We start from the raw sequence: 13005 nt of genomic DNA on the forward strand, positions 1-13005 counted from the left end.
GGATAAGAAGGAGTCCGCGCAGCATGCGATCGAGGCTAGCAGACGGAGCAAGCCGGATGAGACCGATGCCCGGATATCGAGACCCACGGTGGCGCGGGGACGCGTGCGTCCACCGGGACGGGGGCGACGTGGTTTCCGGTCTCCCGGACGGCGCAGACTAGGGTGACCCGGACAAAGGAGAGTGACGTCATGCGGGACACGGAGATTCTCGGGCAGATCCATGACCTCGTCGAGGAGGAGCACACGCTGCGCCGCCGGCTCGCGGCGGGCGAGGTCACCACGGACGAGGAGCACGGCAGGATCAGATATCTGGAGGAGTCGCTCGACCGCTGCTGGGATCTCCTGCGCCAGCGCCGGGCCCGCCGCGACAACGGTGAGGACCCCGACTTCGCCGCTCCGCGCCCCGCGGACGAGGTCGAGAACTACCTGCAGTGACCGATCCCGCCGGACGGTGCGGGCGTCCCGGCGGGCAGGCCGGAAAATGGCTCGCCGTGCCGGGACGCGGTGCTGTTCAGTGGACGGCATGGAATTCGAGCAGATCGATCCCGCTGCGGGCGGCGACGGGCTGACCCGGCTGCACGCCATCTCCACGGCGTACGAGAAGCCCGGTCCGACGACGTCCCTGCGCCTGTTCACGGCGAGGATCGAGGACGGCTACGGCGGAGGTTCCGACGAGCTCGCCGAGGCGTGGGTGGCCCGGGTGGACGGCGAGGTCGTGGGCGGGCACTTCGTGCAGTGTCCCGTGATGGACAACACGCACCTCGCGTCCGCGCTGCTGGCCGTGCGCCCCGACCTCCTGCGCCGGGGCTTCGGCGGCGCGCTCCTCGACCACGCGATCGGGCGGGCACGCGCCCACGGCCGCGAGTTGCTGATCACGGAGGCTTCGGCGGACGGGCCGGGGACGGCCTTCGCGAAGGCCCGGGGTTTCACGCCGGCGAGCACCGAGTCGCGTTACGTCCTCGATCTGGACGCCGCCGACCTGTCCCGGCTGGAGCTGATGCGCGCCGAGGCGGCGGCGCACGCGCGGGACTACACGCTGGAACGCTGGACCGGCCCGGCGGACGCGGAGCTGCTCGACGACATGGCCCTGCTCATGGCGGGGATGAACGACGAGCCGGTGGGCGACCTCGACCTGCGGGAGCGGCGGTGGACCGCCGAGCGCGTCCGGGCGATGGAGGAACGGGGCGCCCGCTCGGGCCTCCAGCGGTACACGACGGTGGCCCGGCACACGGCGACCGGTGAGCCGGCGGGTCTCACCCAGCTCGTCGTCGACGCCGGCAGCGGAGACGGATGGGCCCTCCAGGGAGCCACCTGCGTCCTGCGCCCGCACCGTGGACGGAGGCTCGGCCTGGTGCTCAAGCTGGCGAACCTCGCGTGGTTCCACGGCTGCGCGCCCTCCGTGAACCGGGTGATCACCTGGAACGCCGCGGGCAACCCGCACATGATCGCCATCAACGAGGCGATCGGCTTCCGGACATTCGACACCTGGCACCAGTGGCAGCTGGCGATCTGATCTCCCTCCCGGCTCTTCGGCTCCTTCCGTGTGCCGGTCCGCGCCGTCAGACGGCGAGCAGCCGGTGCACGTGTTCCCCGTGCAGTTCCTCCGCGGCGCCGGAGTGGGCGACCCGCCCGGCGTCGAGGATCACGAAACCGTCGGCGAGCCGGAGCGCGAGGTCGAGGTACTGCTCCACGAGCAGCATCGCCAGCCCCGTGGCGTGCAGCCGCTCGATGGCCTCCTCGATCTCCATGATGATCGACGGTTGGATGCCCTCGGTCGGCTCGTCGAGGATCAGCAGCTTCGGCCGCGTCACGAGGGCGCGGGCCATGGCGAGCTGCTGCTGCTGACCGCCGGAGAGAAAGCCCGCCGGCCGCTTGAGCAGCGGCTTCAGCCGCGGGAACACCTCCAGGGCCTCCTCGACGGCGCCCTGGTCCCGGTGCGCCGACGCCTCCAGCGTGACCATCAGGTTTCCCATCACGCTGAGCTGGGGGAACGTCTCGTGCCCCTGGGGGACGTAGCCCATGCCGAGGCGCACGCGCTCGTCCGGGCGCAGGCGGGTGACGTCCTTCCCGTCGAACGTGACCGAGCCGCCCGTTGCCGGGAGCACTCCCATGATGGTGTTGAGCAGGGTCGTCTTCCCGACGCCGTTCCGGCCCATGACGCAGACGAGACGGCCGGCCTCCACCGTGACGGAGATCCCGAACAGCACCCGTGCCCTGCCGTACCCCGCCTCGAGCCCCTCAACGGACAGCATCCTCGGCCCCCTCCCGTGCCCGTCCCAGATAGATCTCCTGAACCCGCGGATCGGCCCGCACCTGCTCGACCGATCCCTCCGTCAGCACCCTGCCCTCGTGCAGGACCGTGACCTGCGAGGCGTAACGGCGCAGGAACTCCATGTCGTGCTCCACCACGATCACGGTGTGGTCGCGGGCGACCTGGGTGAGCAGTTCGCCCGTGCGGGCCCGCTCGTCCTGGGCCATGCCCGCCACCGGCTCGTCGAGCAGCAGCAGCCGCGGCTCCTGCGCGATGAGCATCCCGATCTCCAGCCACTGCCGCTGGCCGTGCGAGAGCACGCCCGCCCTGCTTCCGGCGAGCGCCGTGAGCCCGGTGGTCTCCAGTGCCTTGTCCACCGTTTCCGGCACGCCACGCCGGCTGCGCAGCAGCGACCACAGCGGGCGGCGGAACGACGCCGCCAGGTCGAGGTTCTCCAGGACGGTCAGCTCCTCGAAGACGACCGAGGTCTGGAAGGTGCGGCCGACGCCGAGCCGCACGATCTGGTGCTCCCTCCGGCCGACGAGCTCCTGCCCGCCGAAGCGGACCGAGCCCGCGGTGGGCCGGGTGAGGCCCGTGATCACGTCGATCAGCGTGGTCTTGCCCGCTCCGTTCGGGCCGATGAGGAAGCGCAGCTCTCCCGCGCCGACGGTCAGGTCCACGCCGTCGAGCGCGCGGAACCCGTCGAAGGCCACCTGCAGGCCGCGGATCTCCAGCAGGTTGTCACTCATGCGGCGGCCCTCCTGCTCGTACGGACGTGCCGCAGGGCGGCGGCCACGCCGGCCAGGCCCTTCGGCGCGAGGGTCATGACGAGAATGAAAAGGGCGCCCTGCAGGTAGAGCCAGGCCTCCGGCAGTTCCTCGCTGAAGTAGGTCTTGGCGTATCCCATGACGACCGCCCCGAGCACCGCCCCGGCCAGCGCGTACCGGCCGCCGACGGCGACGGCCACGACGAGTTCGAGCGACGGGACAACGCCGAGCAGCGCGGGCGAGATGATGCCGACGACGGGCACGAAGAGCGCCCCGGCGATGCCCGCCATGCCCGCGGAGATCGCGAACGTCAGGGTCTTCACGGTCGCCGGGTCGTAGCCCAGGAAGCGGACCCGGTCCTCGCCGTCCCTGACGGCCACGAGCAGCCGCCCGAACCGGCTGCGGACGAGCTGCCACGCGGCGAGGTAGAGCACGCCGAGCACCAGCGCGACGACCAGGTAGAGCCCGCGCTGGGTGCTGTCCGCGGCGAGGTCCTGGCCGAAGAAGTCGAAGAAGTTGGTCAGCCCGTTCGTGCCGCCGGTGAGCCCCTGCTGCCCGACCAGCAGGATCACCAGCGCGGCGGCCAGCGCCTGGGTGAGGATCGCGAAGTACGCCCCTCTGACCCGCTGCCGGAAGACCAGCGCGCCCAGCAGCAGCGCCATGACGACCGGCAGCACGACCACCATGGCCAGCGCGAACGCGGGGTTGCCGAACGGGCCCCACAGCGCGGGCAGTTTCTCGACGCCGCTCCAGACCATGAAGTCGGGCAGGTCGCCGCCCGCGTCGTGGAGCTTGAGGTACATCCCCATGGCGTAGCCGCCCAGGCCGAAGAAGACCCCCTGCCCGAGGGTCAGCATCCCGCCCTTGCCCCAGGCCAGGCCGATGCCGAGCGCGACGATGGCGTAGCAGAGATACTTGGCCAGCAGCCCCAGCCGGAACGGCTCCAGCGCCAGCGGCATCACCACGAGCATGACCACGGCGACCGCCGCGAACGCGGCCGGCCCGGCCAGGCGGGCCCGGCGGCCGGGCCCGCCAGTGACGGACGGCCCGCCAGTGACGGACGGCCCGCCAGTGACGGACGGCTCGGCCGGGGCGGGCGCCGCCGGATCCGGCGGCGGGGCCTCGATGGCGGGCTGCGAGTCCTGGAAGGCGGTCATGTCAGTGCCCTTGTCCGGAGGACGAACAGGCCCTGCGGCCTGAGCTGGAGGAAGCCGATGATGACCACGAAGACCATCACCTTGGCGAGGCTCGCGTTGGTCCAGAACTCGGCGTAGGAGTTCAGCAGGCCGAGCCCGAGGGCCGCCAGCACGGCGCCGCGGAGCCGGCCGAGCCCGCCGGCGACCACGACGAGGAACGCGTCGACGATGTAGTAGGTGCCGAGGGCCGGGCCGACCGGGCCGATGAGCGTGAGCGCGACGCCGGCCACCCCGGCGAGCCCCGACCCGATGAAGAACGTCAGCCGGTCGACCCGGCCGGTGTTGATGCCGCTGGTCGCGGCGAGCCTGCGGTTCTGCATGACCGCGCGCATCCGGCGGCCCTGCGCGGTCCGGTGCTGGTACGCCCAGATCGCGACGACCGACAGCACCGCCAGAGCCATGATGAACAGCCGGTTGTACGGCAGGATGCCGATCCCGCCGCGCAGCCATTCCGGCGACAGGACCTGCACGTTGGGCGCGCCGAACAGGTCGCGGGCGAGCTGCTGGAGGATCAGGCTCACCCCCCACGTGAGCAGCAGCGTGTCGAGCGGCCGGCCGTAGAAGCGCCGGATGAGCACCCATTCCAGGACCAGCCCCATGAGCCCGGCCACGACGAACGCCGCCGGCAGGGCGACCAGGAAGCCGACGCCCTGGAGCAGGTAGGTGGTGTAGGCGCCGGCCATGATGAACTCGCCGTGGGCCATGTTGATCACGCCCATCTGGCCGAACGTGAACGTCAGGCCGAGCGCGATCAGCAGCAGCACCGCCCCGATCGACAGCCCGATCGGCAGCTGGTTCAGCACCCCTTCCATGTCACGACCCCCTCTCGTCGCGGGTCACCGGAACGGGACCTCCTCACGGCCGGGGCGGAGCCCGGCACCGTCGTGAACGCGCTGGCGGATCCGCGGACGGATCTCTCGATGAACCTGGTGATCGATCCGGCGCCCGGATCTCGGGAAACGTGCACGGACTCCCCTCGGGTGAATCGGTCGGGCGGGCGGCTCAGACCAGGCCGCCGGCCCAGGGGTACGTCCGCAGGTAGGGGTCGGGCTTGATGGGCTTGCCGGAGTTCCAGACCTCCTTGATCTGGCCGTCCGGCTGGATCACGCCGATCCTCGCGGTCTTGTACACGTGCTGGTTGTCTCCGTCGATGGTGACCTGTCCCTCCGGCCGTTCCAGCGAGACGCCCGCCGCGGCCTTCTTGACCGCCTCTACCTCGGTCGTCCCGGCCTTCTTGGCCGCCTCGGCCCACAGGTAGACCGCGTTGTAGCCCGCCTCCATGGGGTCGGAGGTGACCTTCTCCTGGCCGTACTTCGCCTTGAAGGCCGCCACGAACTTCTGGTTGGCCGGGGTGTCGGTCGTCTGGTAGTAGTTCCAGGCCACGAGCTGGCCGGCGACGTTGTCGACGCCGATGCCCGCGACCTCCTCCTCGGCCACCGACACCGACATGACCGGCATCTGCTCGGCGGTGATCCCGGTGCTCTTCAGCTGCTTGAAGAACGCGACGTTGCTGTCGCCGTTGAGGGTGTTGAAAACGGCGTCGGGCTTCGCCTCGACGATCTTGTTGACCAGGGTGCTGTACTCGGTGTGCCCGAGCGGGGTGTACTCCTCGCCCAGGATCTGCATTCCGTTGGCCGCGGCGTACGCCTTGATGATCTTGTTGGCCGTTCTGGGGAAAACGTAGTCGCTGCCCACCAGGAACAGCTTCTTCTTCCCCTTCTCCTTCAGATAGTCGAGGCCGGGCACGATCTGCTGGTTGGTCGTGGCGCCCGTGTAGAAGATGTACGGCGAGCTCTCCAGGCCCTCGTACTGCACCGGATACCACAGCAGGGCCTTGCGCTTCTCGAACACCGGCAGCATCGCCTTGCGGCTGGCGGACGTCCAGCCGCCGAACACCGTCGCCACCTTGTCCTGCGCGATGAGCTTGGTCGCCTTCTCGGCGAACGTGGGCCAGTCGGAGGCGCCGTCCTCGATCACCGGCTCGATCTTCTTGCCGAGCACACCGCCGGCCGCGTTGATCTCGTCGATCGCGAGCAGCTCGGCGTCCTTCACGGTGACCTCGCTGATCGCCATCGTGCCGCTGAGCGAGTGCAGGATGCCGACCTTGATGGTCTTCCCGTCCCCGGCGGCGGACCCGCCGGACGATGTGGGAGACTGTCCGCCGCAGGCCGCGAGCGCCGTGGCGAGGACCGCGAAGGCGGCCCACGAACGCCAGGGTGTATTCCGCAATTGCTTCTCCTTGCCGTCGAGCGTTACGGCCCCCGCGCCGATTCGTCTGCCGTCAAGGTGATCGCGTGGAATTTCGCGCAAAAATCCAGTGCGTTAACAACTCATGAGCGAATCCTCACCGCCGCTCCGATACACGTACGAAATGGCCAGGTAACGCCCGGGAAACCGCGGGTACCTATCGTCCCGGCATGCGGCTCACTCCACACGAACAGGAACGGCTCCTCATCCATGTGGCCGCGGGCGTGGCCCGGGACCGCCTGGACAGAGGGCTGCGCCTCAACCATCCGGAGGCGACGGCGATAATCGCGTCGTTTCTGCTCGAGGGTGCCCGCGACGGCCGCGGCGTCGCGGAGCTGATGGACGCCGGTCGCAAGGTCCTCCGGCGGGAGGACGTCATGGAAGGGGTGCCCGAAATGCTCGACTCGGTGCAGATCGAGGCGACGTTCCCCGACGGCACCAAGCTCGTCACCGTCCACAACCCGATTCCCTAGCGAACGGAGCGGGCCGATCGACAGGCACGCCGCGTCCCACGACGCGACCCACCCCGCGCCGTCCCCCGAGGAGACCGGATGAGCGGCTCCGGCGGGCCGGGCGCGCCCGGCGAGATCGTGTACGGCGAGGGCGACGTGGAGCTGAACCCCGGCAGGGACCGGCTGACCCTGCGCGTGGTGAACACGGCGGACCGGCCGGTGCAGGTGGGGTCGCACTACCACTTCGCCGCCGCCAACCCCGGCCTGGAGTTCGACCGGACGGCCGCCTGGGGCCGGCGGCTCGACGTGCCCGCGGGCACCGCGGTCCGGTTCGAGCCCGGCGTGGAGCGCGACGTGACCCTGGTGCCGATCGCCGGGAACCGCGTCGTTCCCGGATTGCGGCCCGAGTGGGCGGGACCCCTCGACTCCCCCGGCGGCGCCGGGCCGGCGGAAGGAACGGCATGACCCGCGTCGAGCGCTCCCGCTACGCCGCCCTGTACGGCCCGACGACCGGTGACCGGGTCAGGCTGGCCGACACCGACCTGTTCGTGGAGATCACCGACGACCTGTCGATGGGACCGGCCGGGGCGGGCGACGAGGCCGTTTTCGGCGGCGGCAAGGTCATCCGCGAGTCGATGGGCCAGGCCCGCGCCACCCGGGCCGAGGGCGCGCCGGACCTCGTGATCACCGGCGTGATCGTGCTCGACCACTGGGGTGTCGTCAAGGCCGACGTCGGCGTGCGCGACGGCCGTATCTCCGCGATCGGCAAGGCCGGCAACCCCGACACGATGGACGGCGTCCACCCCGATCTGGTCATCGGGCCGTCGACCGAGATCCTGTCCGGGAACGGCAAGATCCTCACCGCCGGCGCGGTCGACTCCCACGTGCACCTGATCTGCCCGCAGATCCTCGACGAGGCCCTCGTCTCCGGGGTGACGACGGTGGTCGGCGGCGGCACCGGCCCGGCCGAGGGCACGAAGGCCACCACCGTGACGGGCACGTGGTATCTGGGCCGGATGCTGGAGTCGATGGACGCCTACCCGGTCAACGTGGCGCTGCTCGGCAAGGGCAACACGGTCAGCGAGGAGGGCCTGCTCGAACAGCTCAGGGCCGGCGCCTCGGGGTTCAAGCTGCACGAGGACTGGGGCACCACCCCCGCCGCCATCGACGCCTGCCTGCGGGTGTGCGACGCCACCGGCGTCCAGGTCGCGATCCACACCGACACGCTGAACGAGGCGGGCTTCGTCGAGTCCACGCTGAACGCCATCGCGGGCCGCGGCATCCACGCGTACCACACCGAGGGCGCGGGCGGCGGGCACGCGCCGGACATCATCACGATCGCCTCGCAGCCCAACGTGCTGCCCTCGTCGACCAACCCGACCCGGCCGCACACGGTCAACACCCACCACGAGCACCTCGACATGCTCATGGTGTGTCACCATCTCAACCCGTCCATCCCGGAGGACCTGGCGTTCGCCGAGTCGCGCATCCGGCCGACGACGATGGCGGCCGAGGACGTGCTGCACGACATCGGGGCCATCTCCATGATCGGCTCAGACTCGCAGGCGATGGGCCGGGTGGGCGAGACGATCATCCGCACCTGGCAGACGGCGCACGTGATGAAGCGGCGGCGCGGCTCCCTGCCGGGCGACGGCGCGTACCCGGCCGACAACCTGCGCGCTCAGCGTTACGTGGCCAAGTACACGATCAATCCGGCCGTCGCCCACGGGCTGGACGCGGAGATCGGGTCGGTCGAGGTCGGCAAGCTCGCCGACCTGGTCCTGTGGAGCCCCGCCTTCTTCGGCGTGAAGCCCGATCTGGTCGTCAAGGGCGGCGTGATCGCCTACGCGCAGATGGGCGACGCGAACGCGTCGATCCCCACCCCCCAGCCAGTGCTTCCGCGCCCGATGTTCGGCGCGGCGCCGCTCACCGCGGCCGCTACGTCGCTGCACTTCGTGGCGCCGCCCGCGCTGGAGGACGGCCTGCCGGAGCGGCTCGCCACCCGGCGCAGGCTCGTGCCCGTGGCGGACGTCCGCAGCCGGCGCAAGGACGCCATGCCGCTCAACGACGCGCTGCCGGACATCCGGGTCGACCCGGACACCTTCGCCGTGCACGTCGACGGGGAGCTGATCGAGCCCGCCCCGGCGGCGGAGCTGCCGATGGCGCAACGCTACTTCCTCTTCTGATCGGCACGGGAAAGGGCGGCGGGAGCGAGCGGATGGACGACAGGTCGCACGGGGACGGCCACCGGCCCGGCGGAGGGCCGGGCGACGCCGCGCTGCTCCTGCTGGCGGACTCGCGCCTGCCCGCGGGCGGCCACGCCCACTCGGGCGGCGCCGAGGAGGCCGTCCGGCTCGGCACGATCACCGACGCGGGCGACCTGGCCCGGTTCCTGCGGGGCAGGCTCGCCACCGCCGGCCTCGTCACGGCCGCCCTGGCCGCCGCCGCCTGCGAGCTGGCCAGGACGGGCCACCACCCCGGCCGGGAGGAGGATCTCGCCACGTTGTGGCGGCAGCTCGACGCCGAGGCCGACGCCCGTACGGCGTCACCGGCACAGCGGGAGGCCGGCCGCACCCAGGGCCGGCTGCTGCTGCGGACCGCCCGCCGGATGTGGCCGTCGCCCGCCCTGGACACCCTGGGCGTCGCCGTGCCGGAGGGCGCGCATCACCCCGTCGTGCTCGGTGCGGCCGCCGCCGCGGCCGGCTGCGTGCCGTACCAGGCGGCCCTCGCCGCCGCGTACACCGCGGTGACCGGGCCCGCCACCGCGGCCGTACGGCTGCTGGGACTCGACCCGGTGACCGTGCACCGCCTGCTCGCCGATCTCGCCCCCGCGCTCAACGACGCCGCCCACGCCGCCTGCGCGTCCCTGATCGACAGCGTGGTGACGGACGACGCTGATCCGCTGGCCGTCGACCCGTGCGGCGACGACCGGCGGCGCCCACCCGGCGGGATCGGGCCGGACGGGGACGACGCCACGTCTTCCCCGGAGCCCGGGTCCGCACCGGGGGCCGGGCCCTGCCGGGGAGCGGGATGGCCGGCGCTGCCGGGCCACGCCGCCCCGGCTCTCGATCTGCTCGCCGAAGGTCATCTGAAGAACGCGATGAAGCTCTTCGTCTCCTGACGAGTCCCGGGCCGGGCTCCCGGCTCCCGAGTAGAAGGACAGGTCCCCACATGGGCGCAATCCACGATGATCTCCACGAGGCGGCCGCGCCGGGGGGCCGCGCGCTGCGGCTCGGCATCGGCGGCCCGGTCGGGAGCGGCAAGACCGCCCTCGTGGCCGCCCTGTGCCGCACCCTGGGCCCCTCGCTCCGCCTCGGCGTGGTGACCAACGACATCTACACGACCGAGGACGCCGACTTCCTGCGCCGGGCGGGGGTGATCGACCCCGAACGGATCATGGCCGTCCAGACGGGGTGCTGCCCGCACACGGCGATCCGCGACGACATCGCGGCCAACCTCGACGCCGTCGAGACCCTGGAGGAACGCTTCGGCCCGCTCGACCTGGTGATCGTCGAGAGCGGCGGCGACAACCTCACCGCGACCTTCAGCCGCGGCCTCGCGGACCGGCAGATCTTCGTGCTCGACGTGTCCGGCGGCGACAAGGTGCCGCGCAAGGGCGGCCCCGGCGTCACCTCCGCCGATCTCCTGGTGATCAACAAGACCGACCTGGCGCCGCTGGTGGGCGCCGACCTCACCGTGATGTCCAGGGACGCCGCGGCGGTCCGGGAGGGCAGACCGGTGCTCTTCACGTCCATCAGGGAGGACAAGTCGGCCCACTCGGTCGCCGAGTGGGCCGCGGAGATGGTCGCCGCGTGGTGGCACCAGCACGGCCCGGCGGGTCACGCCCACGAGCATCCCCACGGGCATCCCGACGGGCACCCCCATCATGAGGACGACCCGGAGCCCGCCGTCCTGCCCGCGGGCCGGGAGTGATCGCGCGGGCGCTCCTCAGGACGTCGGCCGCGCCCGCCGGGGGCACCCGGCTGGAGACCATGCGGTCGGACCCGCCGCTGACCCTGCGTCAGACGGGGCCCGGCCGCGTCCACCTCGTCGCGACGGGCGCCGGACCACTCGGCGGCGACCGCCTGGCGCTCGGCGTGGACGTCGCGCCCGGCACGTCCCTTGAGATCCGCTCGGTCGGGGCCACGCTCGTGCTGCCGGGGCACGTGCCCGGCGAGTCGTCGATGACCGTCCACGCGCGGGTGGGGGCCGGCGCCACGCTCCGCTTCCTGCCCGAGCCCACGGTCCTCGCCGCCGGCTGCTCCCACCGCATGACCGTACGGCTCTCGCTCGCCCCGGACGCGACCGTCGTGTGGCGCGAGGAGATCGTCTTCGGACGGCACGGGGAACGGCCCGGCCGCTGCCACACCCGCTTCGACGCCACGGTGTTCGACACCACCGGGGCGGGCCGCCCGCTGCTCCGCCAGGACCTCGTGGTGGGCGACGGGCACACCGACGGCAGCCCCGCCGTGTACGGCGACGCGCGGTGCGTCGGCTCCACGCTCGTCGCCGGCCCGGAATGGCGGACCCAGCCGGACGGGAAGGACGAGCGCCGGGCGGAGACGGGGGACGGCTGGGCCGCGCTGCCCCTGGCCGGCCCCGGAGTGCTCTCCAGTGCCCTGGCCGCCGACGCCGTGGAGCTGAGGAGGCGACTGGAGCGCGCGGAGGACGCCGCGCTCCGGCTGGCCGTAGCCTGGTGATCGTGTCGGAACCCACCCGGCCGCCCGGCGGCCGCAGCACCGCGAGTCTTCTGCTGGCCCTCGGAGTGATCGTCACCGGTCTCGCTCTGGCCGTGACCGCCCTGCTGCCCTGGGCGGGCGTCACCGCGCGCCTCACCGTGCTCGACGCGGAGATCACCCGCGCGGTGCGGGGGGTGGACCGGGGGCCGGGCTGGTTCGTGATGGGCGCCGGCCTCGTCGCGACGCTGCTGGGGGTGCTCGGGGTGATCCGCAGCTGGCTGTTCACCGGGCTGGCCATCCTGCCCGGGGCGGTGGCGGCCTTCGCGCTCGCGATGTTCCTCACCGACCCTAAGGACCTGGCCGACCGGCTCGACCTGCGCGTCCCCGGCCTCCTCAGCATCGAGCCGGCCGTGCAGTACGGCTGGTTCGCCGGCCTGCTGGCCTCCGTCGCGGTGGCCGTGCTGGCCGCCGCCGCCCTGCTCCGCAGGCGCTGACCGGAGCGCGTCAGCGTCAGTCGTAGAAGCCCAGGCGGCGCAGCTGCTTGGGATCGCGCTGCCACTCCTTGGCGACCTTCACCCGCAGGTCGAGGTAGACGCGCGTGCCGAGCAGCGCCTCGATCTGCTGCCGCGCCCGGGTGCCCACGTCCTTCATCCGTGCCCCGCCCGGGCCGATGACGATCGCCTTCTGCGAGGGCCTCTCGACGTACATGAACGCGTAGATGTCGAGGAGGTCGTCGCGGCCCTCACGGGGGGCCATCTCCTCCACGACGACGGCGATCGAGTGGGGCAGCTCGTCCCGGACTCCCTCCAGCGCCGCCTCCCTGATCAGCTCGGCGACGAGGATCTGCTCCGGCTCGTCGGTCAGCTCACCGCCTGCGTAGAGGGGCGGCGACTCGGGCAGCCGCGCCACGAGCTGGTCGGCGAGCACGTCGAGCTGCTCGCCGCTCTCCGCGGACACCGGCACGATCTCCGCGAACGGGGCCAGCGCCGACACCGCGAGGAGCTGGCTCGCGATCTGCTCCCGGGAGGCCAGGTCGCACTTCGTCACGATCGCGACCACCGGTGTCTTCTTCACCGCGCCGAGTTTCTCGACGATGAACCGGTCGCCCTTGCCGATCGGCTCGTTGGCCGGCACGCAGAAGCCGATGACGTCGACCTCGGTGAGAGTGGACAACACCAGGCTGTCGAGCCGCTCGCCCAGGAGGGTGCGGGGACGGTGGAAACCGGGGGTGTCGACGATCACGAGCTGGGCGTCCGGCCGGTGCACGATGCCGCGGATCGCCCGCCTGGTCGTCTGGGGCTTCGCCGAGGTGATCGCCACCTTGGTGCCGACCAGGGCGTTCATCAGGGTCGACTTGCCGACGTTCGGCCGGCCGACGAAGCAGGCGAACCCGGCGTGGAAGTCGGAGCTCAC

General features: G+C 72.0%; 15 protein-coding genes. 9 read left to right on the top strand and 6 right to left on the bottom strand.

The window, feature by feature from the left end; all coding sequences use genetic code 11:
* The first annotated feature begins 189 nt into the window (after positions 1-189).
* Both JOL79_RS02485 and JOL79_RS02490 read left to right on the top strand, forming a co-directional pair.
* Positions 190-435: a DUF2630 family protein gene (locus tag JOL79_RS02485; RefSeq protein ID WP_210153930.1), complete on the top strand. Its 246-nt coding sequence runs from the start codon at positions 190-192 to the stop codon at positions 433-435.
* A gap of 88 nt (positions 436-523) precedes the next feature.
* Entirely contained in the window at positions 524-1513 is a 990-nt protein-coding gene (locus JOL79_RS02490) for a GNAT family N-acetyltransferase (RefSeq protein WP_210153931.1), read from the top strand.
* 46 nt (positions 1514-1559) lie between these two features.
* On the opposite strand, the gene urtE is transcribed toward JOL79_RS02490, so the two are convergent.
* The 5 genes from urtE to urtA all read right to left on the bottom strand — a co-directional run bounded on the left by urtE (position 1560) and on the right by urtA (position 6443).
* Positions 1560-2252 carry an urea ABC transporter ATP-binding subunit UrtE gene (gene urtE, locus JOL79_RS02495; RefSeq protein ID WP_210153932.1) on the bottom strand — a complete coding sequence of 231 codons (693 nt, stop codon included), beginning with the start codon at positions 2250-2252 and terminating at the stop codon, positions 1560-1562.
* Positions 2239-3000, bottom strand: a complete 762-nt coding sequence (urtD, locus tag JOL79_RS02500) for an urea ABC transporter ATP-binding protein UrtD (protein ID WP_210153933.1) — start codon at positions 2998-3000, stop codon at positions 2239-2241. Before urtD ends, urtE begins: the two co-directional genes overlap by 14 nt.
* Positions 2997-4175, bottom strand: coding sequence for an urea ABC transporter permease subunit UrtC (gene urtC, locus JOL79_RS02505; protein WP_210153934.1), 1179 nt, complete (start codon positions 4173-4175; stop codon positions 2997-2999). Before urtC ends, urtD begins: the two co-directional genes overlap by 4 nt.
* Positions 4172-5026 carry an urea ABC transporter permease subunit UrtB gene (gene urtB, locus JOL79_RS02510; protein WP_210153935.1) on the bottom strand — a complete coding sequence of 285 codons (855 nt, stop codon included), beginning with the start codon at positions 5024-5026 and terminating at the stop codon, positions 4172-4174. The genes urtC and urtB overlap by 4 nt, the downstream gene beginning before the upstream one ends.
* Positions 5027-5216: 190 nt before the next feature.
* Positions 5217-6443, bottom strand: a complete 1227-nt coding sequence (gene urtA / locus JOL79_RS02515; RefSeq protein WP_210153936.1) for an urea ABC transporter substrate-binding protein — start codon at positions 6441-6443, stop codon at positions 5217-5219.
* A gap of 188 nt (positions 6444-6631) precedes the next feature.
* Between urtA and JOL79_RS02520 the strand changes: the two genes are divergently transcribed.
* The 7 genes from JOL79_RS02520 (at position 6632) to JOL79_RS02550 (ending at position 12086) form a co-directional block, all read left to right on the top strand.
* A complete protein-coding gene (locus tag JOL79_RS02520) occupies positions 6632-6934 on the top strand; it encodes an urease subunit gamma (RefSeq protein ID WP_210153937.1) in 303 nt (100 codons plus the stop codon).
* A gap of 78 nt (positions 6935-7012) precedes the next feature.
* The gene (locus JOL79_RS02525) at positions 7013-7378 is read left to right on the top strand and encodes an urease subunit beta (protein WP_210153938.1); all 366 of its coding nucleotides are present in this window, start codon (positions 7013-7015) and stop codon (positions 7376-7378) included.
* The gene (locus JOL79_RS02530; RefSeq protein ID WP_210153939.1) at positions 7375-9099 is read left to right on the top strand and encodes an urease subunit alpha; all 1725 of its coding nucleotides are present in this window, start codon (positions 7375-7377) and stop codon (positions 9097-9099) included. Before JOL79_RS02525 ends, JOL79_RS02530 begins: the two co-directional genes overlap by 4 nt.
* Positions 9100-9131: 32 nt before the next feature.
* Positions 9132-10034 (top strand): urease accessory protein UreF, encoded by a 903-nt coding sequence (locus JOL79_RS02535; protein ID WP_210153940.1) that lies wholly within the window; start codon positions 9132-9134, stop codon positions 10032-10034.
* A 50-nt stretch (positions 10035-10084) separates the two neighbouring features.
* Entirely contained in the window at positions 10085-10846 is a 762-nt protein-coding gene (ureG, locus tag JOL79_RS02540) for an urease accessory protein UreG (protein WP_210153941.1), read from the top strand.
* Entirely contained in the window at positions 10843-11613 is a 771-nt protein-coding gene (locus JOL79_RS02545; RefSeq protein ID WP_307848264.1) for an urease accessory protein UreD, read from the top strand. Before ureG ends, JOL79_RS02545 begins: the two co-directional genes overlap by 4 nt.
* A gap of 2 nt (positions 11614-11615) precedes the next feature.
* Positions 11616-12086: a hypothetical protein gene (locus tag JOL79_RS02550; RefSeq protein ID WP_210153942.1), complete on the top strand. Its 471-nt coding sequence runs from the start codon at positions 11616-11618 to the stop codon at positions 12084-12086.
* Between the two features lie 16 nt (positions 12087-12102).
* On the opposite strand, the gene era is transcribed toward JOL79_RS02550, so the two are convergent.
* Entirely contained in the window at positions 12103-13005 is a 903-nt protein-coding gene (gene era / locus JOL79_RS02555; RefSeq protein ID WP_210153943.1) for a GTPase Era, read from the bottom strand.

This window comes from Microbispora oryzae (genome assembly GCF_017896165.1).
Taxonomy (GTDB): Bacteria; Actinomycetota; Actinomycetes; order Streptosporangiales; family Streptosporangiaceae; genus Microbispora; species Microbispora oryzae.

Coding starts and splice junctions, on each gene's coding strand:
- JOL79_RS02520 (WP_210153937.1), top strand. CDS start 6,632: ATGCGGCTCACTCCACACGAACAGGAACGGCTCCTCATCCATGTGGCC.
- urtE (WP_210153932.1), bottom strand. CDS start 2,252: ATGCTGTCCGTTGAGGGGCTCGAGGCGGGGTACGGCAGGGCACGGGTG.
- ureG (WP_210153941.1), top strand. CDS start 10,085: ATGGGCGCAATCCACGATGATCTCCACGAGGCGGCCGCGCCGGGGGGC.
- JOL79_RS02530 (WP_210153939.1), top strand. CDS start 7,375: ATGACCCGCGTCGAGCGCTCCCGCTACGCCGCCCTGTACGGCCCGACG.
- JOL79_RS02535 (WP_210153940.1), top strand. CDS start 9,132: ATGGACGACAGGTCGCACGGGGACGGCCACCGGCCCGGCGGAGGGCCG.
- urtC (WP_210153934.1), bottom strand. CDS start 4,175: ATGACCGCCTTCCAGGACTCGCAGCCCGCCATCGAGGCCCCGCCGCCG.
- JOL79_RS02525 (WP_210153938.1), top strand. CDS start 7,013: ATGAGCGGCTCCGGCGGGCCGGGCGCGCCCGGCGAGATCGTGTACGGC.
- JOL79_RS02490 (WP_210153931.1), top strand. CDS start 524: ATGGAATTCGAGCAGATCGATCCCGCTGCGGGCGGCGACGGGCTGACC.
- urtD (WP_210153933.1), bottom strand. CDS start 3,000: ATGAGTGACAACCTGCTGGAGATCCGCGGCCTGCAGGTGGCCTTCGAC.
- JOL79_RS02485 (WP_210153930.1), top strand. CDS start 190: ATGCGGGACACGGAGATTCTCGGGCAGATCCATGACCTCGTCGAGGAG.
- urtB (WP_210153935.1), bottom strand. CDS start 5,026: ATGGAAGGGGTGCTGAACCAGCTGCCGATCGGGCTGTCGATCGGGGCG.